Origin of the sequence: Algoriphagus sp. (genome assembly GCF_046296635.1) — a bacterium.
Classification (GTDB): Bacteria; Bacteroidota; Bacteroidia; order Cytophagales; family Cyclobacteriaceae; genus Algoriphagus.
This window is the reverse complement of record NZ_JBKBKZ010000011.1, coordinates 1-23,437: the sequence shown is the minus strand read 5'-3', so window position 1 is coordinate 23,437 and position 23,437 is coordinate 1. Positions and strand designations below refer to the sequence as shown.

General features: G+C 33.7%; 24 protein-coding genes. All 24 read right to left on the bottom strand.

Annotation, left to right across the window (positions count from 1 at the left end; translation table 11 throughout):
• Window positions 1–269: 269 nt before the first annotated feature.
• Window positions 270–1,427 carry a glycosyltransferase family 4 protein gene (locus ACK4HU_RS09950; protein WP_409806269.1) on the bottom strand — a complete coding sequence of 386 codons (1,158 nt, stop codon included), beginning with the start codon at window positions 1,425–1,427 and terminating at the stop codon, window positions 270–272.
• A 516-nt stretch (window positions 1,428–1,943) separates the two neighbouring features.
• On the bottom strand, window positions 1,944–2,159 hold the full coding sequence (locus ACK4HU_RS09945; RefSeq protein WP_409806267.1) for a hypothetical protein: 216 nt from the start codon (window positions 2,157–2,159) through the stop codon (window positions 1,944–1,946).
• 151 nt (window positions 2,160–2,310) lie between these two features.
• Window positions 2,311–2,535 carry a hypothetical protein gene (locus ACK4HU_RS09940; protein ID WP_409806265.1) on the bottom strand — a complete coding sequence of 75 codons (225 nt, stop codon included), beginning with the start codon at window positions 2,533–2,535 and terminating at the stop codon, window positions 2,311–2,313.
• 827 nt (window positions 2,536–3,362) lie between these two features.
• On the bottom strand, window positions 3,363–4,739 hold the full coding sequence (locus tag ACK4HU_RS09935) for a capsule assembly Wzi family protein (RefSeq protein WP_409806263.1): 1,377 nt from the start codon (window positions 4,737–4,739) through the stop codon (window positions 3,363–3,365).
• A 275-nt stretch (window positions 4,740–5,014) separates the two neighbouring features.
• On the bottom strand, window positions 5,015–5,725 hold the full coding sequence (locus ACK4HU_RS09930; RefSeq protein WP_409806260.1) for a WecB/TagA/CpsF family glycosyltransferase: 711 nt from the start codon (window positions 5,723–5,725) through the stop codon (window positions 5,015–5,017).
• Window positions 5,726–5,846: 121 nt separating this feature from the next.
• Entirely contained in the window at window positions 5,847–7,007 is a 1,161-nt protein-coding gene (locus ACK4HU_RS09925; protein ID WP_409806257.1) for a hypothetical protein, read from the bottom strand.
• Window positions 7,008–7,063: 56 nt separating this feature from the next.
• A complete protein-coding gene (locus tag ACK4HU_RS09920) occupies window positions 7,064–7,972 on the bottom strand; it encodes a glycosyltransferase (RefSeq protein ID WP_409806255.1) in 909 nt (302 codons plus the stop codon).
• 4 nt (window positions 7,973–7,976) lie between these two features.
• On the bottom strand, window positions 7,977–8,816 hold the full coding sequence (locus tag ACK4HU_RS09915) for a glycosyltransferase family 2 protein (protein WP_409806253.1): 840 nt from the start codon (window positions 8,814–8,816) through the stop codon (window positions 7,977–7,979).
• A gap of 168 nt (window positions 8,817–8,984) precedes the next feature.
• The gene (locus ACK4HU_RS09910; RefSeq protein ID WP_409806251.1) at window positions 8,985–10,073 is read right to left on the bottom strand and encodes an EpsG family protein; all 1,089 of its coding nucleotides are present in this window, start codon (window positions 10,071–10,073) and stop codon (window positions 8,985–8,987) included.
• Between the two features lie 49 nt (window positions 10,074–10,122).
• Window positions 10,123–10,746, bottom strand: coding sequence for an acyltransferase (locus ACK4HU_RS09905; RefSeq protein ID WP_409806248.1), 624 nt, complete (start codon window positions 10,744–10,746; stop codon window positions 10,123–10,125).
• A 2-nt stretch (window positions 10,747–10,748) separates the two neighbouring features.
• Window positions 10,749–12,008: a glycosyltransferase family 4 protein gene (locus tag ACK4HU_RS09900; protein WP_409806246.1), complete on the bottom strand. Its 1,260-nt coding sequence runs from the start codon at window positions 12,006–12,008 to the stop codon at window positions 10,749–10,751.
• A gap of 8 nt (window positions 12,009–12,016) precedes the next feature.
• The gene (locus ACK4HU_RS09895) at window positions 12,017–13,375 is read right to left on the bottom strand and encodes a lipopolysaccharide biosynthesis protein (protein ID WP_409806244.1); all 1,359 of its coding nucleotides are present in this window, start codon (window positions 13,373–13,375) and stop codon (window positions 12,017–12,019) included.
• 151 nt (window positions 13,376–13,526) lie between these two features.
• Complete coding sequence (locus ACK4HU_RS09890) at window positions 13,527–14,516, bottom strand: glycosyltransferase (RefSeq protein ID WP_409806241.1); 990 nt, start codon at window positions 14,514–14,516, stop codon at window positions 13,527–13,529.
• A 3-nt stretch (window positions 14,517–14,519) separates the two neighbouring features.
• Window positions 14,520–15,356 (bottom strand): NAD-dependent epimerase/dehydratase family protein, encoded by an 837-nt coding sequence (locus tag ACK4HU_RS09885; protein ID WP_409806238.1) that lies wholly within the window; start codon window positions 15,354–15,356, stop codon window positions 14,520–14,522.
• A gap of 2 nt (window positions 15,357–15,358) precedes the next feature.
• The gene (rfbH, locus tag ACK4HU_RS09880; protein ID WP_409806234.1) at window positions 15,359–16,687 is read right to left on the bottom strand and encodes a lipopolysaccharide biosynthesis protein RfbH; all 1,329 of its coding nucleotides are present in this window, start codon (window positions 16,685–16,687) and stop codon (window positions 15,359–15,361) included.
• Window positions 16,677–17,738, bottom strand: coding sequence for a CDP-glucose 4,6-dehydratase (gene rfbG, locus ACK4HU_RS09875; protein ID WP_409806232.1), 1,062 nt, complete (start codon window positions 17,736–17,738; stop codon window positions 16,677–16,679). The genes rfbH and rfbG overlap by 11 nt, the downstream gene beginning before the upstream one ends.
• On the bottom strand, window positions 17,735–18,508 hold the full coding sequence (rfbF, locus tag ACK4HU_RS09870) for a glucose-1-phosphate cytidylyltransferase (RefSeq protein ID WP_409806229.1): 774 nt from the start codon (window positions 18,506–18,508) through the stop codon (window positions 17,735–17,737). The genes rfbG and rfbF overlap by 4 nt, the downstream gene beginning before the upstream one ends.
• Window positions 18,509–18,610: 102 nt before the next feature.
• On the bottom strand, window positions 18,611–19,579 hold the full coding sequence (locus tag ACK4HU_RS09865) for an FAD-binding oxidoreductase (RefSeq protein ID WP_409806226.1): 969 nt from the start codon (window positions 19,577–19,579) through the stop codon (window positions 18,611–18,613).
• 293 nt (window positions 19,580–19,872) lie between these two features.
• The gene (locus ACK4HU_RS09860; protein ID WP_409806224.1) at window positions 19,873–20,166 is read right to left on the bottom strand and encodes a hypothetical protein; all 294 of its coding nucleotides are present in this window, start codon (window positions 20,164–20,166) and stop codon (window positions 19,873–19,875) included.
• 33 nt (window positions 20,167–20,199) lie between these two features.
• Window positions 20,200–20,493, bottom strand: coding sequence for a nucleotidyl transferase AbiEii/AbiGii toxin family protein (locus ACK4HU_RS09855; RefSeq protein ID WP_409806221.1), 294 nt, complete (start codon window positions 20,491–20,493; stop codon window positions 20,200–20,202).
• Window positions 20,448–20,762, bottom strand: a complete 315-nt coding sequence (locus ACK4HU_RS09850) for a DUF6922 domain-containing protein (protein WP_409806219.1) — start codon at window positions 20,760–20,762, stop codon at window positions 20,448–20,450. Before ACK4HU_RS09850 ends, ACK4HU_RS09855 begins: the two co-directional genes overlap by 46 nt.
• 428 nt (window positions 20,763–21,190) lie before the next feature.
• Window positions 21,191–21,562 (bottom strand): PIN domain-containing protein, encoded by a 372-nt coding sequence (locus tag ACK4HU_RS09845; protein WP_409806217.1) that lies wholly within the window; start codon window positions 21,560–21,562, stop codon window positions 21,191–21,193.
• On the bottom strand, window positions 21,549–21,785 hold the full coding sequence (locus ACK4HU_RS09840; protein ID WP_409806214.1) for a hypothetical protein: 237 nt from the start codon (window positions 21,783–21,785) through the stop codon (window positions 21,549–21,551). Before ACK4HU_RS09840 ends, ACK4HU_RS09845 begins: the two co-directional genes overlap by 14 nt.
• Before the next feature lie 115 nt (window positions 21,786–21,900).
• Window positions 21,901–23,124, bottom strand: a complete 1,224-nt coding sequence (gene gmd / locus ACK4HU_RS09835; RefSeq protein WP_409806212.1) for a GDP-mannose 4,6-dehydratase — start codon at window positions 23,122–23,124, stop codon at window positions 21,901–21,903.
• Window positions 23,125–23,437 lie beyond the last annotated feature (313 nt).

Sequence of the window (23,437 nt, the reverse complement as noted above, 5' to 3'; positions counted from 1 at the left end):
TTTTTTTGGATTAAAAAAAAGAAAAAAAACTTGTTTAGTTCTCCTGGTTACTCAAAAAATTCAATGCAGTAACCTGCCTATTCTGACTTGTCCCTTCTAGTGGAAGACATACCAAAGGATTTGAAAAATATTCCGAAGCCTACAAAATTTAAGTTGGGTAACAAACCAAAAGTCATAATCAAAATTTAAATGCCAACTGCAAGCATTTCATTGACAAATTTGTGTCCGTTCGGAAAAAACCCTTTTTTCGGAATATGGTCGAAAAGGGATCAGTTCAAATTAATATTCCCCGAATTCAGAGCTTCTTTTTCTACTTTCACACTAGCTTTTTGGCGTTTAGTTAAAACCTTCATTTCCAAAATCTTCGGTGCTTTCATTACATTTCTTCTCACATATTTGACAGTTACCTGATCTAATCTAAATCCTAAGAAAAGTACAATAAATGATAGTATAGGTAAAACTACATTATCAGAAAAATCACTTAAAATAAAAACCAATAAAATTAAACTTAACTGCAAAAACCCAACACAGAGTGCCACTTCATTATGTTTTAAGCCCATTCTCATGAGAAAATGGTGAACATGGCTTTTATCAGCAGTCATGGGATGTTTGCCTTGAGATATTCTTCGGGCAAACACACGAGCCATATCATATAGCGGATATATCATCAATACGATTCCAGCTGTAAAAGCAGGTTCCAATTTAAGAAAAGCTCCTTGAGGGAGAGCTGCATTATTTTCCATAAAAGCTACTACCAAACTACCCAAAGCAAATCCCAAAGTAAGTGAACCTGTATCCCCCATGAAGATCTTGGCCGGATGCCAATTGAATACCATAAAGGCCAAAATGCTACCCAGTAAAGAGAAACTCAGGACAGCGTAACTTTCCAGACCTTGGATATAAAACCATGAACCAAGCAATCCAAGTGAAATAATTGCAACCGTGCCTGCCAAGCCATCCAATCCATCGATCAAGTTGAAGGCGTTGGTGAGGGCTAAAAGAACAAAAGAAGTAAATCCATAGCTTATTAGAAGTGGGACTTCCTGAATTCCAAGGAATCCATGAAAGTCTCTGATTCGGATGTCACCGGCAACCACTACAATCAAAACTGCCACAAGTTGACCTGCCAATTTATGTTTGGCGTTCAGTTCTATCATATCATCTCGGAGACCCACAAAAAACATTAAAGTAATCCCCCCAAGTAAAAAGCGGATATCGGGTAGAGGAAAGTGCCAACCCCAAATCGCAAGAGTGACGAAAGTCGCAAATAAAAAACCGATTCCACCCATGGAAGGGGTGAATTTCTTGTGAATTTTCCGCCCACCTGGGGCGTCTCCGATATTAGCTTTGCGAAGCAATGAAATAACCATCGGAGTAACCAAAAAACCAACAGAAAAAGCGGTAATGGTAGCTAAAAGAAGATACATATCATTCTAGTTTAAAAGTTGAAACAAAAATTAATTTAAGATTTAGCAATTATTATACCTATTTTTTTCCAATAAAATAATTTGACCCCTACTTCTTTGAAAAATGCAAAATCCAGTTAATTCTGTTTCAAGATACAGCAATTCTAGTTTGAAACAATTTTTTTTGGATATTAAACAGTGCTTTAATCTTGAAATAAATTTCTAAAAAGAGATTTTCAATTAGCAGTTTAAGGAAAAACGGAGGAAATTCTCAAAAAGTTGAGTGATTTCGATAATTCAGAGGTGTCTACTGTGAGCAGTTTATTAAATTAAAACTCTTAAACCACAGCCGCAAGAACAGTCCCAAACTTTAGGGGAGTTTTTCATTGGTCTAAATAGGTTTTTTTTTGTTGTTGTCATACTTAGGGAGAAGGGTTCATGGTTCGAAGTTCGGAGCTTATCTCCATCGTATCTCGCCGCAGGCCTATTCTTGGATATTCTCCCACAAATCTTTCCAACATGGATTAATAGAATTGATTAAGTCTTCCTTTTTTTTTTCCTACTTCCACCCTTAATTTGTTTTTCCTTTGCTATCGCTTCTTCATTAGAATGAAAGGACTCAAAATACACCAACTTGGTCTGCTCAGATTTATCGTAAATAGTAAGCAAGTGAACTTCCTCTTTTAGTACTCTTACATGAGTAATTACTCTGCTCCCACCACTTTTTCCTTTTCTTTTGCTTTTTATAGCCATTCAAATTTTATAGCAACTTCTTGAAAGCGGAGTTCCAAGGTTCGGATTCACTTTTAACAGCGAGATAAGTTCAAAAAGGTCACTTTTGATTGATGGATACTTTTTGAAAAGTCTTTTTAATTCCTTTTCAAATTGGGATGTGGGGATGATTTTATAATTCATCCATTAATTGCTCTATGGTCTTAGGCCGTATCTCACCTTTTTCAATCGAAAGAGATTCCTTGTACCCTTTAGCTATACCCTCAAGAATGCGTTTTTCTTCAAGTTTTTCCGGAAAATCAGAAAGACCAATAAATTTCATTTTGATAGCCTTTGCAAAGGCCTTCAAAGCAGTTAGCTGCTCTTCATTTTCAAATTTTATGGATGCAACTTTCATGGTTTAAAATTACGAATTTTGAGGAAATTTAATTAACAGCAATCTCATCCCTTTAAGATTTATTCGGATTTTACGTGTTCATGAAGAGAAAATCAAAGACGTTGGGACTACTATGAAGGCTTCTTGGGAAAGTCTGTCTCAATTATTTCGGGAAAGCGATCTTGATATAGCTAAGAAAGATTGCTTCGGGGTAATAAACTGTAAAATAATTGATGATTTTGGTCTCACCCCTCGCAATGACGAATTGGCGTCACTGTGATGAGGCACGAGCGAAGCAGTCTTAATATCAAAAGATTGCTTCGGGGTGGTGAGCTGTCAAGTAATTGAAGGCTTTTGTCTCACCCCTCGCAATGACGGATTGGCGCCACTGCGAGTGAGGCACGTGCGAAGCAGTCTTATTATCAAAAAGATTGCTACGGGGTAATGGTCTTTATGAAAAGGGATTGAATATTAACCATTTCCAGGCAAGGATTACTTCAACTTGATCTGGAATGACTCCGCTTTTCAACTGATTAAACCGTTTATTAACAATGAACAAATATATCAAAAATCATTCTCTATAAAAGAAAGATATTGAATTCAATTAAAAATCAGTCCAGTTGGTTTGTGGTGAAATTTTATTTGGGTCCCCACCGAGCGAAACCTCAAATCCAAATCTTATGACAGAAATCCTTAATCACAAATTTCGAAAAAAACACGCCTCCGTTTCGGGAGGCGTTTTGATATAAAATCCAGATGGACTTACATTTTTTTCATTCTATTTCACCGACCGAAGGAAGGTTTATTTCCATTGTATCTCCTACCTCCGGTAGGCAGGCGCCTTAGGCTTATTTCCCTTCCCTTTTCTTCCAAAAATAAATAGCACTTACCTGTGCCATCACACTGGTCAGGTTCTCCCCTTTCGGGAATTCAGGGGTACTGGATGGGTCCAGCTGCCATTGGTAGTTTCTGGCATGAATAAATTGAAGCTTGGAGCTAAGAAGGAGGTTACCAAATTGCTTATCATATAAAAAACCCAATGAGAGATCGACCCATGGTTTTTTAGCATTTTGCTGACCTAGTGAGCGATAAAAAAAACCTTGCCTATTTTCTCTTCTTTCAATTAAAAAACCTGTTTTATCGAAATCTTTTGTAAGAGCAACTTCTACGGTTTGAATATTTCCTCCAGGACCAATACCAACACCAAGTGGTTGCCCGAAATTTGTGAATCCTCTAGCTTGGTGATGCATATGCCAGCTACTTAATCCTGTTAAGCCTGAATAACGAATATATCGATTTACTGATTCTTGTTGATGCGAAATTTCAGATCTAATTTGAATTGTACGGTTAATTTGGTTTAGTTCTACCAACTTTAAAAACCCAAAAATGTAGGCACGAGCATGTTCTGGACTTAGAACAAAGTCCCTCCAATTGAATGCATGATCACGCCTTCCAAATTCGAAGTAAAGTTCAAGTTTAGAGGGGATATTTCTGTATGACCCAAAAATAGTGAACTGTTGATCTTGACCATTGCTATCAAAATCAACTGAGTTTCCATTTTCAAAAAAGTTCTTTTTTTGGAATCCTTGGAATACAGGAAACAAATCAATGAACCTATCAGTAAGCGTACTACTATATTGCTGAACAGTCCGACTGAAACCTAAAGAAAGTCCATTCACCCATTTGGGATACCATGTTAATCCAAGGCCATTTACATATCGCCAGTCATCTGATAAAGGATCGAAAAATTGATCATCAAGTTCATCTATACCAGTAGGTCTCAAATTACTGGACTCCAACTTTCCCATTAGGAATTGCATTTCCAGATTCCCTGCAAAAGTTTTAGCAGGTTTGATTGTATTAAAAGAAATATGGGGAAAGCCCTGAGCATTGTTCGAAAAAGTAAGTGTATTCCATTGACCAGGTCCCCACCACGTATTCTTTGTAGATATTCCAGCTTCAAAACCGCCAAACTGTACGGTAATCTTTGATTGACCCCACCACGGGAAAAATGTCTTTCCACTCCCAAAATACTGGGGAAAGTCTCCGTAATTAAAATCAAAATAAAAATCATTTACTTGACTGGATGGCCAGGAGTTTAAGAAATCCAAACATTCTCCAGCACCTCCAAAGTAAAATTCAGGATTAAAATCGATAGCGAAAAATTTTCCTTTCACATTGATTCCTCCTGAAACATATCCTTGATAACCTTTGATTGATCTCATTCCCCTATCATCCCATCCATAAGCAAAATTCGTATTGAAACGTTGATTAAACTGGAGAGGGCTGATAGTTATTTGTAAGTTTTTAAAATTTGATTTAAAGGACTCGTCAAAAATTGAATAATAAAAACTGGAATAATTGACAGAATCAGGAATTGCATTTAGGCTGAATCTTTTGCTTAATTCTCTTTCGACTGGCAGTGTATTTTGATGTATCTGTGCACTGACAGGAAAGGCTAAAACATAGAAAAAATAAAGAAAAAATAAATAGTAAAACTTCATATTCTTAGCTTCATTTGAAAAACATCAAAAATAAAGCGTGGAGTGGAAATTAGGTTTCTTCTCCATAATCTTCTTGGTTCATTTAGAAATCTTGGTAACCACTCCAATCCCAAATTGATCCAAACTTCATTTGGACGCTGAACCGTTCCAGCATAAAAATCAAACACCGCACCGATCGAGCAGACCATTTTGGCTTTTAAATTCTTTTTATTGAGAAATACCCATTTTTCTTGCTTTGGGGCTGTCATTCCTACAAACAACACATCCGGTTCAAACTGATTGATTTCCCGAATCATTTCTAAATTTTCCTCTTTTGTGAATTCAGACTTAAATGGAGGGCTATACACTGCTGCTTGAATTTGAGGAAATTCTTTTTTTAAACGAGTCATAATCAGCCCAAGAGTTCGTTCTGATGCTCCGAGGTAAAAAACTTTTCCCCCACCCTTTTTTTGCAACATCTTCAAAAAATGAAGATGTAAATCAAACCCAGAAATTTTCTCAATACGCTTTTTGTAAAGGTATTTACTTGCCCACACCACTCCAATACCATCAGGAATTAAAATATCTGCACTTAATAAAGCCTCTCGAAATAGACCATCTTCCTTGGCTACACAGTAAGAATGTGGATTAATTGTACAAGCAACCTGCAAATTCACCGGAAGATGAGAAGGAAGATCGGTCGTTAACTTATATTCTAGAAAATCCATTTAAAATTCTTAAACCTACAATTACTAAATAAAAAGAAAACAAAGATTAATACTGTACAGAATAGTAAAAAAATATTATAATAACCAAGTAATAAAAATATTTCTCAAATAAGTATATTAATCAATTAAACTCTTCTTGAATAAATTTATCAAAGGATATATCAATATCTTTACTATATAAGTCAAACCATTTTTTAGCCTCATTTTTATAATTAATTCTGATTTTTTCAGAATCAATCACATCATTTAGGATTTTTGAAGCTTCAACCAAATTATCTGGTAACTTTATAACAACGTTACTAGGTATTTCAGATTGAAAAGAATATTCAGTAGTAACAACCGCTACACAACCATTAAATTTGATTGATTTCAACAGAGCACCTTCAACTGGTGCCGACCATAAAGAAGGATTTATAACTACTTGACAATTAATTAGTATTTCCTTTAAGCCTGTGTTCCATTTTATTGACAAAAAATCAACATTTTCAAAATCTTCAAAATCAGGAATCAGGTTTCTAACCTCTTTTAGCGAAAATGGAACAATAAAACTATAATTCCGTAAAAGTTTAGCAATACTTAAAAAGTAAAAAATACCTTTTGCTTCGATTAAAGTATTATGATAAAGAAAATCATATTTTTTAACAGTTTTTTTTCCGTTAAAAACAACATCCTCCATATCTACCATCATTCCAATTTGAGTAAGGTTAGGAATTGGTCCAAATTTCTGATAAAGTAAATTGGACTGATTTCTGTTTTGAGTTAAAAAATGTACTCGAGATAAATTATTTGAAATAGTCAATAAAAAATCATCATATTTATGAGGGTTATGTTTTACAGGGAAAAAATCACATTTATATTTTAAATAGGCATCTTTATCTTTCAAACATAATAAACATGATTTATTTCTATCTATATAATTATAAGATTTTCTGCAAAAAAGAAAATTGTCAAAAACATAAATATATACAAAATTATTTCTAATTAGATTAATAGATAATTCCAATCCTATTGATTGAGGATGAAAGAGAATTACTTTTCTATTTATAATATTCTCACTCGATTTAAAAAAAAATCTATAAAAACTGTAATACAATGATTTACTTAAATTTCTAGGAACAAAATTCTTTAATTGCCTTATTAAAAACCCATCAGGTGTTTTATTAAAATGTAATTTAAATTCAACATAATTAATTTTTAATCTATCAAGGAAAAAATAAACTAAATTTCCCGCTCCCTTTTTTCCAGGTTCAATTCCTGAAAAAATAATAATTTCATTCTTCATTAACTTAATTAATTAATTTATACAATACACTTAATAATAAATTTTTAAGAAGATTATTACTTAAAAATAACTAAATTAAAAAAAAGACCAAATTTATCCCAAATACGATTTTTTATTGAAAATTTCGATTTGAATTCTTTAACAAGCTTATCATCCATCATAGAAAAGAGCTCGAATTTAAATTTCCTTTTATTAGTTATATCTAAAGGAGTATCAAATCTTCTTGAACTTAATGTGTTAGTTGCATTTTTAGAAAAACCAATACTTTTAATTTTTGAAACAGATGGATAAACAGTTTTTAAATTATTGTTGAATTGATGAAAGCAAAAACGAATAGCCCAAGAATCTACTTCATTGTTTTTTTGTCCAGTTAACATGCTTACCATATCACTTCCTCCAAGCCGGAATCTTCTTTTTTGTTTAGGATCATTTATAAATATTTCATAACTTGACATATCCCAATCAATATTTTCCCAAGATTTTTTCCAAGTTCCCCAACCCCATGAAGATGCTCTATATCCAAAGTAAAAATCTTTATTACCAGACAAACTCGGAAGATCTAATGTATAGCCTGAAATTGAAACTATGTTAGAATCATTTTCATAAAAATTTAATGCCTGATTCATAAAATCTAAAAAATTTGGAGAAGTTACTAAATCATCTTCCATAACAATTACTTTACCATAAATATTTATAATTCTAGTAACACCATAAATGATAGAATTTGCTAGTCCTTTATTTAAATAGGATTCATAAATTTTTATTTTCCGAAAACCTGTTATAGTTTTTAGATATTTTCTAACATCATTTACTTTTGCATTTCCTGCTTCTCCTTTTGATCCATCAGAAAAAACAAATAAATCACTTTCTTTAGAAAGAAAATTATTTTGTAAAGCTTCTATAGTTCTGATAGTTTCAGATAAACGGTTATAAGTAAAAAGGACTATGGGAGCTAAATGTGTCATCTATTTAAGTTAATTTTTTATACAATTTCGGAAATAACATTTTTAAATACGCTTTAAAGGCAAAAAAAATCCACTTTTTTCGCCAAAATTTCTTACGAAAAATAATATACTCTTTTATATTTAACCCAAGCGGAGAATGTAATGATGTCCAACGTTTTTTTAAGGTATATTCAGGATTACACCATCCAGAAATACCTACATTTGAAGGACACGTCGCTAAATAACTTTTAGTGGTATAACATATAAATCCTTTTTCAGCTGCACGTAAACCATAATCGTAATCACCCATTCCATGTGTGTAGTTGTTTGACAAATTTCCAATGGATTGAAAAATGACTTTAGGAATTAATACAACATTTCCATTTATATATTTACAAATTTGAAGTTCTCCATTTGGAATCAAAGGGCCTATTTCATTTCTTCCACCATAGGAGAATTCGCTATTTTTTAAATTAGTTCTACAAGCCCCACAAATCAAAACTTCATTGCGTTCAATAAATTTTGCGAAATTGTAAGATTCAAAAATATTTAACAAAGCGTCTTTATCTAAGTTTGTATCGTCATTTAGCCAAAGATAAAAATCATAATCTTTAGTTTCTGCTGCATTTTTCCATGCGAGTCTCATACCTTGGTTCCAAAATAAATTACCATTTCCTTGTATAACGTTTACATCTGGAAAATTAAGTTTAATTGCTTGCCCAGTACCATCAGATGATCCATCATCAACCAAAAAAACTTCCATAATTAAACCTAATGGTAAACTAGCACTATACAGATTACGTAGACATTGCAACGTTTTTTCCTTTCTGTTATGGCACGTTAATAGGATAGATAATTCAATCATTTATACAAAATATACTTTCTTCTTAAAATCAATAATTTAGTATATACAAATAAGGTGTTAGATGATCCAATTATTAAGCTTTGCAACTAAATACAGGCATCCTCCAAAAGATTTGAAAAAAAATCCTTACAATATTTCGGGAACTTAATCTATTCTTTTCCAAAAAAATTAAAACATATTAAAGATAGTCTTATATTCATAATAACTTCCTCCATAAATTTCAGAATAAAAGAAAGTAAAATATTGTTTTATAACATATAATAATATAATAAAAATCAAGCTGTTTCTTAAATAAAAATTCCTTAAATTTTTTAGAGCCAGTGGTAATGATACAATAAGGAAAGGAACAAAAAACATCGAAAGTCTATTCACAAGAAATAGAATAGATCCTAATAAGCTAAAAAGGATGAAAAATAGAGAAAAAACTGCTACACGCCTTTCAATTATATTTCCGACTTTATAAGCATATAATATTAAAATAAAAGTTATAATCCTAAAAAGAGATTGACTTATTGAAGTTTCTGCAATTTTTTCGGACCATTCATCATTTAAATAATGTGAATATTGATTAAAATATAAATCTACATAAGGAATAATATTATTTTTAAAACCAGAATCAGCAAATAATACCAATAAAAAAAAAATACTAAATAAATAGATTAATTTATCTTTTAAAATATATTGATTAACTATAAAATATAATGGCATCAATATAAGAATACTGCTATGAATCAATCCACCAAACAATAGTAAAAGAATGAACTTTAATAGATTTCTTTTCTCTGCAAAATTATATGCCCACACAAATATAAAAATAGCTATAGTTTGTCTAATTGCTGACAATTGAACCAACATACCACCTGGCCAAAATAAATAAAGCGCTAAGGCAAACCAGTAATAATTCGGAAAAACGTACTTTTTAATAAAATAAAAATAAGCAAAACAATTAAAAAAAGACCAGAAAATTATAAATATATAAAAATCAGAGAATGGGAAAATTTTTATTAAATATAAATATCCAATTTCAATTCTATTCTTTTCTCCAAAACCAACAATAGTGTCATGATTAAATGGCAAATGCTTTACTTCATTAAAATTATGAAAATAAGACATATAGTCATTGCCATAATCATACCGAACAGCCTGAAATACGAACAAGATGGCAAATCCAATAAAAAGGCTTTTCTCTGCCTTAAAATTTCTAAATGCATAATTACATATTACAATTAAAGAACATACAATTGACGATTCAAACATATAATAACTGAAAATATAAAAAAGTCATGTAATATTTAAACGAATGTTATTATAAATTATTTTTTCTTACAAATCTAATCGGATTTCCAGCCCAAATTTCATTTTCGGGTATATTCTTGGTTACAACAGAGCACGCTCCCACAATGGCATTATCCCCAATTTCAACTCCTTTTAATATAGTAGAGTGTCCTCCAATAAAAGCGTATTTACCTATTTTTACGGGAGCTCTTATAGTTTCTTCTTTATCTGTTTTGGAATCAATTCTAGATTCTAAATTTAGACTATGAAAATCAGTATCATAGATAACTACATTTCCTCCTATCTTTACATTGTCTCCAATTTCAATATGATGATGACAGACAATCGCAGTGGAACTTATACCCACATTATTACCAATTATGAGGCTCCCCCTATTACCAACCACTATACTACATCTATTAAACCGTCCGATAGGATTTGACATTTCGCGATTGTTCGATCTAAAACCATATCCAATAACACATTTTCCACCACTTCCAACATTCACTCTAGGCCACCCCTGATTTTTGAAAGTAGAAAAATGAACCCCATTGATGTAAAAAATTATATAACTCATGATATAGTCAATAGGTTGCAATAGATTTCTTATAAGAATCCTCAATCCTTTAAAGAATAAAATAATAGCTTGTTGCATTTTTATCTACTCAAATTAGAATATACCTTTAATAAATCAGCTACTATTTTATCTCGATTATGACGCTGGAGTGCAATATGTTTTGCCTTTTGGCCAATTTTTTTTCTTAAATTTTTATCTCCTTCTAACATGATTAAATAATGAGTTAATTCAAATACTCCATTTGATGGTATCAAAAATCCAGTTTCTCCATCTTGTACCAGAGTTGAAATACCACCTACATCACATGCAATTACAGATAAACCTAACATCTGAGCTTCACAAACTGAGTTAGGACTATTGTCTATATATGAGGGATGAACAAATACATCGGTTGATTGCATCAGTTCGATCATTTCTTCAGGTTTTTTTCTTCCCCTGCAAATAATGTTAACATCCTGATGCATTATTTTTTCGGTACTTTCAAAATGTTTTAACAATTTTGAACTTTTCTCTAATCCAATAATTTCCCATTGAAAATCAATATTTGTAAGCTTTTTAAGTTGTCTAGCCGTTTTTAGAATTACATCGATTCCCTTATAAATAGTTGGCGATAAGGTTGATATAATTTTAAATCGTTTATCTGGATGCTGTTTGGATATGAACTCAATTTGATAGAAAACAGGTCGCAATACTTCATCTATATGAAAATATTGAACGTTTGGATTGTATAATTTTGCCAACATTTTATCCCAATTGGTTCGCCCCATTATAAATTTGGCATTAGAAAGAAAATCCTGCTCGCGCTTAGCTTTTGTTGAGAATCGTTTTTTTTCAAAATTAGGTGAATTACCAATTAGATTATTAAACAAATAACTAGTGTTGAACACAAAACTCCAGTCCGATTGATTTACTGGATAATAACTATTTAAACATGGATTTAAAACACCCTGAACATGTATTACAACAGGCACTTTAGTAAGCATCTGAATTTTTGAAAATGGTCCCTCCGTACCAAATACATGAATAACATCAGGTTTAAAATCATTGATTATCTTTAGAAATTTATTATCGAAAACATGGTCTTCAAATCTTCCCCTCCAATTATTAATTATTACTTTAAACGGGTTAATTATTTTTGGATTTCGAAGGATAGGGAAATAAGTAGTTCTATTTTTTACAATCTTTTCTTTGTCAAATTTATGAAAAAAACTAACAGCCAAATCTATTCCTTTCTGATCTCTTACTAATTCTTCAAGGGATTCAATCCAACCACCCCCGTGATAGTGATGATGGCCTTGATCATATAAGGACGGGGTGTTTGTAAACCAAAGAATTTTCATCGCTATAATTAATTATTCCAGATTCCTTTTGCTGTTCTATTTAAAATTTTATAGGTTTGCCATGGTTGGGTTACAGATCCAATTATGCTAGTGCCAATTATTGCCAAAACAACTCCTGTACTACTGGCAAACAAATTACTAAATAAATATATTAATATTAAATAAACCAATATACCTAGAAAAGATAAAATCATAGTAAGATTTATCTTTCCAAAACCATTTATAAAATTTGAATAGGGTGCAATCCATATTTGAATGATCGTATAAAATGCCATTACAATAGATAAATCATAAGTAATCAGTACTTTATCATTCAACCATATTTTGAAAATTTGTTGACTGAAAACAAGCATTAAAACTATCACAAAGCTAAACAAACCAGATAAGATATTTAATTGTTTAATGGTCTTCTTTAGCCAAACAAAGTCAGCCTTCATGTGTGCATCTGTTACAGCAGACCAAACTGGAGAAAGGACAATGGAAAAGACCATTATTGGTATTTGAAAATAAGTAAACACAATATTATAAGCAACAACTTCTTTTGGTCCATAAAATTGGGCAATAAAGAAACTTGAAGTAGAAAAAATAACAATAGAACAAATTTGTAAAAAGAAAAACTTCGCGCCGAGATTCATTAAATCTTTGCTTAACTTAAAGTCAATTTCTTTAAGTGTTGGTCTAATATCCCTATATTTTCCTGTAAATGAAATTATCGAAATGATAATAAAAATTACTGCAGGTATGCCACTAACTATTGAACCGAGAAGTATTAAATTTTCTTTTATCGAAGAATAGGTCAATAAAAAAACCAGAATAAAGGAAAGCAAACTTCCTATAGTACTAATAAAATGGCTGATTGAAGATTTTTGATCTGCTAAATAAACCACTGAAATTAGAGCGACAACGAACCGTATAAGAAAAAACGAAAAAACAATAGAAGTTAATATATATAACTCACTATTAGCTATTGTCTGAGTATTTAATATAGAATTCCAATTCAAAAAAAAATTACTAATATGAAATATAAATAGAATAAAACTAAATATGCAGATAAGTATAGCATATGTTGTACTAACATACTTACGCCCTAAACCTAAGTCACCACTGGAAAAAGCTTTAGCAAGATTATTGCGTAAACCGTTACCTAACCCAATATCAAAAAAACTAAACCAACCCAATATTGAGGTAAGAGTAAGCCAAATCCCATATTTCTCTTGGCTTAAATAACTTAACATAAGCGGAACATAAAGTAAACTTATTACTATGCTTATGCTTCTTAAGCCAAAAGAATAAATTACTTGTTTTCCAGCTTTTGCAGTCCTCCCATTACTTTTTAAAAATTTCAAAAAACTGTTTATGTTTTCCATTCAAACTTTACAATTATTATGTTTCATTGATTAAATCCACAAAAAAATGTTTTTTCAAACTAAAATTTATAAGGTAATAACTTAGTTTTTAAAAATCTGATCCTAAGCAATAAATTTTTGGTGTCTTTTGTTAGGTTTTAGAATAATAAAGTTAATTTCGAAACATAATTTTATTACCTTTATTATGTTTGTATTTTTTAAAAACACATTTAAAAAAATTATTAATAAATTTATTTCTTATTATAACACCTAATATAATTAGGTAAAAAAACCGAAATCCAGAATATAAAGCAGCTGTTTTTAACAAAAAACTTGACCAAAAAAATCTATCTCCATTTGAGCTTGTATAAGGAAATAAAAGTAAAAATCTATAAAACCGTTTTTTTCCATCAAGATAATTTAATAACAATTTAGGTAATAATTTTTTTTTGATTTTGAAATCAATTTCAGAATCATTAAAATATAATAACCCTAAAATTAATCTTTCATAATCCCATTTGTCTTGAATATTTTCAGGTTGGCCATGTTCTGTAATAAATTTATTTACCACTCTTATTGAAAATCCTTTTTCAACACATCTATATATTCCAACTAAATGCGGTGCCATAGTTCTTATAGCATTAGACATATAAAAAGTTTCATCTAGGATTATTTTAGTTTTAAATATAGAATTGGAAATAAACACCATATTGGAATAATATCCAAAATCATCACAAAAGTCAATTAAGTTTTCTATTCCTTTAATTTCAAGATTTCGATTTGGAAATTTACCTGCTTCACTATTAAATTTTATTAAAAAATCTTGTTCGGAGGTGTTTTCAATTTCATTCAATATTTTTTGAATAGAGTCTTCCAGTGGCAAATCATCATCACCTAAAAGCCACATCCATTGAGTTTGACAATTTAAAAAACTATTTATTAAATTCCCTCCCAATCCAACATTACCATTATTTCTAATGATTTTAAACTCTTCACTAAACTGATATTTTTTATTTCGGAGAAAATCCTCTGTTGACACATCTGAATTATTATCAATTACTACAACTGATAATTTATACTCTTTATTTATAGTTTTAATTTTATTAAGCAATCGTAAAACTTTTTCATTACGATTGTAAGTAGGTATTACTATTGATAACATTAATTATATTTTTGGTACATATCTCATCACCTCCCCTTCCCTGTAGGGTATGACACCTATTAGAAGTTTTCCTTGGGCATGCCATTTATCCCACCAATATCTTGAGAATTCCAAAATGCTTTGGGGATTCCCACTTCCTACATTGCTAAATATTGGTTGCCCGTCTTTCAAATCTTTATACAAACATTCTTTGACAAAATATTTAGCAACGTCTTCCACAGGAATAAAATCACGTATTTGATTGCCTTTTGTCATAGGGAAGTTTTTCCCGCTCATTGCTGCTATTTTAAGGGAAGGCCACAACCTTGATTGCGTTTCACCTTCTCCAAACACCTGAAAGATCCTATTATAAGAAAGTTTAACTTGATTTTGTAATGCAAATTGATAAAAAGCTATTGAGGAGGCTGCTTTTGAAGCGGCATAAGTCAGTGTAGGCTTTAGCATTGCCTCAACTGGTATAAACTCATACTCTTCACCACTCATACCATATTCAAAACAACTACCTGCTACAATAAATTTATTTACATTAGCTTTTAAAGCTTCATTAAATAATTTAAGAGGCGCACTAAGATTCCAATATAAACAGTTGGTTAAAGTGTCATAAGGGGGATTCATAGAATGAGCAGCAAGATGAACAATTACATCTACTCCTTTTAAATCTTCTTTGTCTACTTGATCTAATTGCTTTGTAATCCAATGTGGTTGCTTTGTTAAAGAAATTCTTGTTTGAGAATGTAAGCTTCTTCTCAAAGCCACAAGTTCAACTTCAGAATCTTGGGAAAGCATATTCAAAAAATAAGATCCTATAAAACCTGTTGCTCCTGTTACAAAAATTTTCATTCTTAAAAATTCAATCCAAAAAACTCCTCCAATTTCTCCGCAACAAATTCAAAATGCTCCTCACCTAATCCAGGATAAAGACCAATCCAAAACGTTTGATTCATGGTGATGTCTGTATTTGTAAGTTCACCTACCACACGGTGTTCGACATCTTTGAAATAAGGCTGCTTTGTGAGATTTCCGGCAAATAAGAGTCTGGAGCCAATTTTATTTTGATCCATAAATCTGAGTAGGTCCACTCGGTTGACTCCACTTTCTGGTTTTAAGGTAATGGGAAAACCAAACCAAGATGGATTACTCTTAGGAGTTGGAGTAGTAAGTTCTAGAAACTCTGAGAGGTTTTGAAGCCTATTATACAAATAATTGAAGTTCTCTCTTCGCTTTTCAATAAATCCATCGGCTTTATCCAATTGAGCTAATCCACAAGCTGCTTGCATGTCTGTGATTTTCAAATTATAACCAGAATGCGAATAAACATATTTATGGTCATAGCCATAAGGAAGATCTCCATGCTTTTGCTCAAATCTACATCCGCAAGTATTGTCACAACCAGGAGCGCAGTAACAATCTCTACCCCAATCCCGGAAAGATTCGGCAATTAATTTCAATTCTGCACTATTCGTGAATACTGCCCCACCTTCTCCCATTGTGATATGGTGAGCCGGATAGAAACTTAGCGTAGAGATATCTCCAAATGTTCCCACCATCTTCCCATCATAAGTGGCACCCAATGCATCACAAGTATCTTCGACAAGCCATAAATTATACTTTTTGCATAGTTCTGTTACCTTGTCAAGGTTGAATGGATTACCTAAAGTATGCGCAAGCATAATTGCTTTAGTCTTAGGAGTGATCGCTGCTTCAATAAGATCTGCATTTATATTGTGAGTTGTCAAATCAACGTCCACAAATACCGGAATAGCTCCAAATTGGATAATAGGATTGACCGTTGTTGGAAAACCCGCTGCAACACCGATTACCTCATCTCCTTTTTTGATAGCCCGATCTCCCAATCTAGGCGAGGTAAGTGTATTGAATGCTACCAAGTTTGCTGAAGACCCGCTGTTTACCGATAAGGCATATTTCACACCAAGGAACTCTGCTAATTTCTTTTCAAAAAGTTGGTTAAATCTACCAGTGGTTAACCAACCATCGAGTGAAGCTTCAACCATATTGACCAATTCCTCTTTACCCAACACTTTTCCAGATGGTGGAATTACAGATTCTCCAGGAATGAATGGGCGAGAAATGTATTTCTCTTCGGCAAACTTTTCTACAAGCTCAATAATTTGGCTTCTGATATCTACTTCAACATTCATATTATTTTGCATAGCTTTCTATTTCTGATAAACAATACTCCTTCATATCCGCTGTAGCATAGAATTGAGTATTCCAGTTTTTTATTTTTTCCAAGACTTCTGAAATTCCCCATTTGGGTTCCCATTTCAACAAGGTCTTGGCTTTTGAGCAATCCAATTTTAAAAATCGGGCTTCATGAGGCTGGGGATTTTCATCCAATTCCCAAGCTGCACCCTTGCCCCAAACTTTTACCAATTCGTCAAGAATCCATTCTACAGACTTACAGTCCTTTTCTTCAGGCCCAAAATTCCAAGCTTGAGCAAATTCATGACCTTTTGAATATAGACTTTCAGCTAACATTAGATAACCACTTAATGGCTCAAGTACATGTTGCCAAGGTCGAGTAGCAAGAGGATTACGAATAATCACTGGTTCGCCAATTTCAAAAGCTCTAATAGCATCAGGAATTAGGCGGTCAAGCGCCCAGTCTCCTCCTCCAATCACATTTCCTGCTCGAGCTGAAGCTAAAGCTGGCGAATTCGAATTACTGAAAAAAGATCTTCTATATGCAGAGGTAACTAATTCAGCACATCCTTTGCTACTACTATAAGGGTCAAAACCTCCCATTGCTTCATCTTCCCTATATCCCCAAACCCATTCTTTGTTTTCATAGCACTTGTCTGTGGTTACTGATACGATTGCCTTTAAATTAGGACATTGTCTCGCAGACTCCAGCACATTGACTGTGCCAATGACATTAGTAATATAGGTTTCAACTGGTTCTAGATAGGATAGTCTTACCAAGGGTTGGGCAGCCATGTGAATCAGAATATCCGGATTGAAGTCTTTCATACTTTTTGAAAGCGAATTCAAATCCCTAATGTCACCTATCTGGCTTTCGAGTAATGATTCTACACCTGCTGACTCAAAAAGTGAGGGGGTTGTATTTGGAGCTAAGGAATATCCTTTGACTATGGATCCCATAGAACTCAGCCAAATACTTAACCAAGACCCCTTAAATCCTGTGTGACCTGTAAGGAAAACACGTTTTCCTTTCCAGAAATTTCTATCCACTTTTCTCATTCCCAAATTTTCCAAGGGGCTTGATTGGATTCCCAAAGTTCCTGTAATTTGACTTTATCTCTTAAAGTATCCATAGGTTGCCAGAACCCTTCATGTCTAAATGCCATCAACTCTTCGTCAGCAGCCAATGACATTAAAGGTTCCTGTTCCCAAAGCGTTGCATCCCCTTTTATTTTTTCAACCACTTTTGGAGAGAGAACAAAGAATCCTCCATTGATCATTGCTCCATCACCTCTTGGCTTTTCTTTAAAGCTCTTGATTTGATCTCCTTGTATGTCTATTGCTCCAAATCTTCCCGGTGGGAAAGTTGAAGTCATAGTAGCATTTTTTCCGTGGGATAAATGAAACTCTATAGATTTTGAAATATTAATATCACCGACTCCATCACCATAGGTAAAGCAGAATGCTTTTTCATCTTTGATGTAATCGTAAACTCGTCTTAATCTTCCACCCGTCATGGTTTCATCTCCTGTATCTACCAAAGTTACTCTCCATGGCTCTACTCTTTTGTGATGAACTTCCATGGAGTTGGTTGCCATATCAAATGTCACGTCACTTTGGTGTAAAAAGTAATTAGCAAAGTACTCTTTGATCACGTATCCTTTATATCCACAGCAAATTATAAAATCGTTTATTCCATGAGCCGAATATAATTTCATAATATGCCATAAAATAGGTTTACCGCCTATTTCAACCATTGGTTTCGGCTTTAAAGAGGTTTCCTCACTTAATCGGGTTCCTAGTCCACCCGCTAAAATTACTGCTTTCATGTGATTATGTTTTTTTTTAAAAAGGCCACATGGAATCTCGCATGTTTGACCTGGTCTCTATAGGTTGAGATTTTTGTCATGCTCGATTTCATATTTGTACTGTTAGTTTGATGCAACAAAAGCATCTGAATAAAAGTGGTTTGGTTTTAATCCTAATTGAATGCTTTTACGCTTGGATTCTTGTATCATATCATCTGAACCACAGGCATAGACAACGGAGTGATTCCAGTCAATTGAAAGTTCCTCAAGGCAATTTTGGACATATTTTTTCGGTAAAGATTCCCGTGATAAAACTGGAGCAAATTTTACTAATTCTTGAGATGGACTCCAAAAAAGCTCCTTTGAATACTTCATACCCCAAAGAACTATCACTTGCTGATACTGCTTTATGAGTTCTTGATTTTTAGGGTTTTCTAATATTGATTTGATAGGCGCTATTCCCGTTCCAGTGGCCAAAAATACTAAAGCACTTTTACCTGAATGTTGCCTTAAAAAGAAGGTTCCCTTTGGAATTTCAAGTCTGAGTAAGTCATTTATCTTGGCTTCTTCAAACCAATATTTACTCATTAATCCCCCTTGATAATTTTTTATGATCAATTCTAAATCCTCTGCATTGTTAGAATTTGCAATTGAGTAGCTTCTTTTCAAACTGCCTTTTATCACATTTAGATATTGACCCTCCAGAAAAAAAGGTTTTTGATTTGGAGGAAAGCGGAGTTTAACCAAAATAATATCCTCAGTAAGAGGTGTAATTTTATTGATTTTTGCAGGGACGGTTTTAGGTTTTATAAGTCCATATTCGCTCAAGTCCTCAGCTTCAATTGCAATGTCAGATATTGGTCTTCTAATGCAGGATAAAATATATCCTTCACTTTTTTCAGATTCAGTGAGAGGTATTTCCTCAGTATCACAAACTGTTTGGCCGGAGATAATCCTGAATTTACAACTAGAACATCTACCAGTTAGGCAACTGTGATCTAGGAAGACACCATTTCTGATCGCTCCAGCAATGATAGATTCATTGCTTTCACAATCGAAGATCTTTCCGTCCTGTAGGGTAATTTTGAACACTAAGCTTGCTTATTGAATTGGTAACCTGCTTCCGCCAAAAGAATGTGTTTTTATCAAATTAATGTCAGACACCATCATATCCTCCACCAATCCAGCAAGATCATATTCCGGTTCCCAACCTAATTGGGTTTTGGATTTTTCAGTGACACAGAGTTCCACAGAGGAGGCACGGACCTGCCTGCCGGTAGGCAGGGTTACACGGAGTTTTTTGAGTTCGTGAATGGGAGGATAATAGTTAATTAGTTGATGGTTAATTGGTTAATAATTAAGCCGTTAAACGAATACCAAATCATTTAGATGGAGTTCAAGTAATTTCTAACCTCTTTTTTAACAGACAATTTTATTTTATCCCAATCTATTGGATAATACATTTTAGGGGTTTCATCCAAATCAGCATCATCAAAATAAGTAAGGCTTTTGAGGACTAAAAACTCTGAACCGTCTGCGAATTTTTTATTGTAATACCCTATCATTTCAGAAAGAGAATACTTGGAAAGTAAAAAATGCAAATCAATAAAGTCTTTTTTACTTCCCCTTCCTGAAATAGCATTAAGCTTCATAGCAGCAATATCTCTTTGATCAGCCAATCGCAGGTTTTCAAGATTCAAGGAAGGATACAATCAAGGATATCTATAATTTACTAAATCGACTTTTATCCCATCGATTGTATAAATGAGTATATTCTTACTTTTTTTCAAAATCTGGACCTTACCAAAACCTGATAAAAAATCTGACACCTCCAATTCTTCTAATTCCTTTTGGCCAAAAAGATCAATGTCTTTAGACTCCCTATGCCCCATTTGCAAGGCGAGGCTTGTCCCACCCACCAGATGAAACTCCCCGAAGTAGGGATTATTCATCAAAGCAGTCAAGATTTCCAGAAGTTTTGGGCTGACTGTTTGTTGGTAAAGCATCTAAAATTAGTTCTTTCTAAATCAAAAACTGCGCAAAGGAAAGAAAGTGTCACTTCATCCATTGATCGAATTGTCACAACAACCTTTTTTATTTCATCTTGTCCATAGATTGTTTTAAGTCTTTTCCAATCATTCAAATTCCCATATTCCAACACCCTTTCAACAAGCCATTTTTTTGATTGCTGCAAATCGACTTTTTCGGAATCTACATCCCAAAATAGATGGGAAGAAAAATCTGAAGGTTGAATTTTGGAAGTGATTTGTTTCATTTTGATAAAGTTAAGCGCTTTGCCTGTTTTCTAATTAACTAAGTAAATGTAATTCGGATTTGCGCTTAATTCTTTGGACTAATTGATTTCTGTAATTGGAGTCTTCTGGACCAGCTGAAAACTTTTTAAACTTTTTTATGCAGGTTGAGGTCCGAAACTACCATATCCTCCACCAATCCAGCTAGATCATATTCCGGTTCCCAGCCGAGTTGGGTTTTGGATTTTTCAGTGACACAGAGTTCAACAGAGGAGTCACAGACCTGCCTGCCGGTAGGCAGGGTTCCACGAAGTTTTTTATAATTAAAAAAGTAATTTCAAATGTTATTAGCCAAATTAAAGTCTTCTGTTTCAGTATTGACAATTGGTTCCTTTTCCTTAATCCTTTAGGACTCGCTTATTTGACTATATTGAATTGTAAAGATGGTGTATCAGATCGAAATTATTTTTAGAATCTTTTTGTCAAAGGTATGTAGAATAGTATTCGAACTGTCTTGATGGTATGCGATGAGAAGCGAATCAGCAAAATCAATTTTATTTTCAGAATAAATTTGGAGGGACCTAATGATAACGTTTTTGTTCTCCACGGATAGGTTTTTATATTCTACAAGAGATTCCAAAGTAATTCTTATATCCTTTCTAGGTACTGAATATACTTTCTCCAGAACGTAGACTACTTCGGCCAAAATAAAGTCCGATAATGAGATTTCATTATTTTCGATTACCTCCTTAACAATCAAAAATTGCTTTGGATGATCTTGAAGGAGATACCTTAAAATATAATTTGCATCAATGAACGCCATGCTTCTCCTTCACCACTTTGTCCCAAATTGTTTCTTCTTCCTTCAATTTATTTACATCTGAAAAAGAACTCAATATTCCCGCAACATTTTGGTGTCCAGTAAATTGATTTTGTTCAGAGTGAGAATCAGCATCAATTTCCACAACAAAATTAAATTTAAGAAGCAACTCCTTGAGAAAAGCAAGATTCTTCTTATTGTCTACTTTAATTATCAATGTCTCCATAGGACTAGAATTTTATTTACATTGATTAAAATATCAATTTTTTTTAATTTCTGTTTTGCCATTTTAAAACCAATTTTAAGATTTTTCAGTTTGAATTTTCTTTAAATTAAAACTTCTAAAATTGAATCTTCTCAGAGTATCTGTTTTTCAAATGTAATTCTAGATCCCCCCTCATCATATCCTCCACCAATCCTGCAAGATCATATTCCGGTTCCCAGCCGAGTTGAGTTTTGGATTTGGTTGGGTCGCCGAGAAGGAGGTCGACTTCGGTTGGGCGGAAGTAGGTGGGGTCGACGCGAACGAGTATTTGGTTAAGAGTTAATTGGTTAAGGGTTAATTTGTTAAGGGTTAAATTGTGACCTTGTCGTAGTGATTGATCCTCGGAATCCTTAACTCTTAACTCTAAACCCTTAACCTCTATTTTCAGTCCAGTCGCCGCCGCATATTTTTCAACATCAACATCGTCAAGTATTCCAACCTCCTCAACTCCCTCTCCCTCCCAGCGGAGGGTGAGGCCGACGTGGGCGAAGGCCATTTGAACGAAGTCACGGACTTTGGTGGTTTTGCCTGTGGCGATGATAAAGTCTTCAGGTTTGTCCTGCTGAAGCATTAACCACATCGCCTTTACGTAGTCTTTGGCATGTCCCCAGTCTCGTAAAGCGTCTAAGTTGCCGAGGTATAAGCAGTCTTGCTTCCCCAAGGCGATGGCTGCTGTGGCCATAGTGATCTTACGAGTGACGAAGGTTTCTCCTCTTCTCGGGGATTCGTGATTGAAGAGTATTCCATTGCAAGCAAACATCCCATAAGCTTCTCGATAGTTTTTGGTGATCCAATACCCGTAGATTTTTGCCACTCCATAGGGAGATCTTGGATAGAAAGGAGAATTCTCATCGTAGAAACCCTTCTCGTTCTTATTCTCCGGCATACCCCCGTAAAGCTCGGAAGTTGAGGCTTGATAGATTCTCGTCTTTTTTTCCAATCCCAGGATTCGAACTGCTTCGAGTATTCTCAAGGTACCGATGCCATCTACATTGGCCACGTATTCAGGAGAGTCGAAAGAAACCTTGACATGGCTCATCGCACCGAGGTTGTAGATCTCATCGGGTTGGACTTCCTGGATAATGCGGATGATATTGGTGGAATCAGTCAGATCCCCGTAATGCAGTTTGAAATTAACGGTTCCCTCGTGAAGGTCTTGGTAAAGATGGTCAATACGTTGGGTGTTGAATGAGGATGCCCGACGCTTGATACCATGAACTTGGTATCCTTTTTCGAGTAAAAGTTCGGCGAGGTAAGAGCCGTCTTGGCCGGTGATGCCGGTGATTAATGCTGTCTTCATTTTAGTTGGAACACGGAGTTCCGCGGAGTTAGTCACGGAGTCTCACGGAGTTTTATTTTTTGGGGACACGGAGTTAAGCGGAGTTTTATTTCTTTCACGGAGTCTCGATGAGTTCTTTTTGTGACACGGAGTTCCGCGGAGTTAGTCACGGAGTCTCACGGAGTTTTATTTTTTGGGGACACGGAGTTACGCGGAGTTTTATTTCTTTCACGGAGTCTCGATGAGTTCTTTTTGTGACACGGAGTTCCGCGGAGTTAGTCACGGAGTCTCACGGAGTTTTATTTTTTGGGGACACGGAGTTAAGCGGAGTTTT

What these genes read in the sequence shown, in the direction of transcription:
- ACK4HU_RS09950 (WP_409806269.1), bottom strand. Translation starts at nt 1,427, where the DNA reads ATGTATCTTCTTTTAGCTACCATTACCGCTTTTTCTGTTGGTTTTTTG.
- ACK4HU_RS09945 (WP_409806267.1), bottom strand. Translation starts at nt 2,159, where the DNA reads ATGGCTATAAAAAGCAAAAGAAAAGGAAAAAGTGGTGGGAGCAGAGTA.
- ACK4HU_RS09940 (WP_409806265.1), bottom strand. Translation starts at nt 2,535, where the DNA reads ATGAAAGTTGCATCCATAAAATTTGAAAATGAAGAGCAGCTAACTGCT.
- ACK4HU_RS09935 (WP_409806263.1), bottom strand. Translation starts at nt 4,739, where the DNA reads ATGAGATCAATCAAAGGTTATCAAGGATATGTTTCAGGAGGAATCAAT.
- ACK4HU_RS09930 (WP_409806260.1), bottom strand. Translation starts at nt 5,725, where the DNA reads ATGGATTTTCTAGAATATAAGTTAACGACCGATCTTCCTTCTCATCTT.
- ACK4HU_RS09925 (WP_409806257.1), bottom strand. Translation starts at nt 7,007, where the DNA reads ATGAAGAATGAAATTATTATTTTTTCAGGAATTGAACCTGGAAAAAAG.
- ACK4HU_RS09920 (WP_409806255.1), bottom strand. Translation starts at nt 7,972, where the DNA reads ATGACACATTTAGCTCCCATAGTCCTTTTTACTTATAACCGTTTATCT.
- ACK4HU_RS09915 (WP_409806253.1), bottom strand. Translation starts at nt 8,816, where the DNA reads ATGATTGAATTATCTATCCTATTAACGTGCCATAACAGAAAGGAAAAA.
- ACK4HU_RS09910 (WP_409806251.1), bottom strand. Translation starts at nt 10,073, where the DNA reads ATGTTTGAATCGTCAATTGTATGTTCTTTAATTGTAATATGTAATTAT.
- ACK4HU_RS09905 (WP_409806248.1), bottom strand. Translation starts at nt 10,746, where the DNA reads ATGCAACAAGCTATTATTTTATTCTTTAAAGGATTGAGGATTCTTATA.
- ACK4HU_RS09900 (WP_409806246.1), bottom strand. Translation starts at nt 12,008, where the DNA reads ATGAAAATTCTTTGGTTTACAAACACCCCGTCCTTATATGATCAAGGC.
- ACK4HU_RS09895 (WP_409806244.1), bottom strand. Translation starts at nt 13,375, where the DNA reads ATGGAAAACATAAACAGTTTTTTGAAATTTTTAAAAAGTAATGGGAGG.
- ACK4HU_RS09890 (WP_409806241.1), bottom strand. Translation starts at nt 14,516, where the DNA reads ATGTTATCAATAGTAATACCTACTTACAATCGTAATGAAAAAGTTTTA.
- ACK4HU_RS09885 (WP_409806238.1), bottom strand. Translation starts at nt 15,356, where the DNA reads ATGAAAATTTTTGTAACAGGAGCAACAGGTTTTATAGGATCTTATTTT.
- rfbH (WP_409806234.1), bottom strand. Translation starts at nt 16,687, where the DNA reads ATGCAAAATAATATGAATGTTGAAGTAGATATCAGAAGCCAAATTATT.
- rfbG (WP_409806232.1), bottom strand. Translation starts at nt 17,738, where the DNA reads ATGAGAAAAGTGGATAGAAATTTCTGGAAAGGAAAACGTGTTTTCCTT.
- rfbF (WP_409806229.1), bottom strand. Translation starts at nt 18,508, where the DNA reads ATGAAAGCAGTAATTTTAGCGGGTGGACTAGGAACCCGATTAAGTGAG.
- ACK4HU_RS09855 (WP_409806221.1), bottom strand. Translation starts at nt 20,493, where the DNA reads ATGCTTTACCAACAAACAGTCAGCCCAAAACTTCTGGAAATCTTGACT.
- ACK4HU_RS09850 (WP_409806219.1), bottom strand. Translation starts at nt 20,762, where the DNA reads ATGAAACAAATCACTTCCAAAATTCAACCTTCAGATTTTTCTTCCCAT.
- ACK4HU_RS09845 (WP_409806217.1), bottom strand. Translation starts at nt 21,562, where the DNA reads ATGGCGTTCATTGATGCAAATTATATTTTAAGGTATCTCCTTCAAGAT.
- ACK4HU_RS09840 (WP_409806214.1), bottom strand. Translation starts at nt 21,785, where the DNA reads ATGGAGACATTGATAATTAAAGTAGACAATAAGAAGAATCTTGCTTTT.
- gmd (WP_409806212.1), bottom strand. Translation starts at nt 23,124, where the DNA reads ATGAAGACAGCATTAATCACCGGCATCACCGGCCAAGACGGCTCTTAC.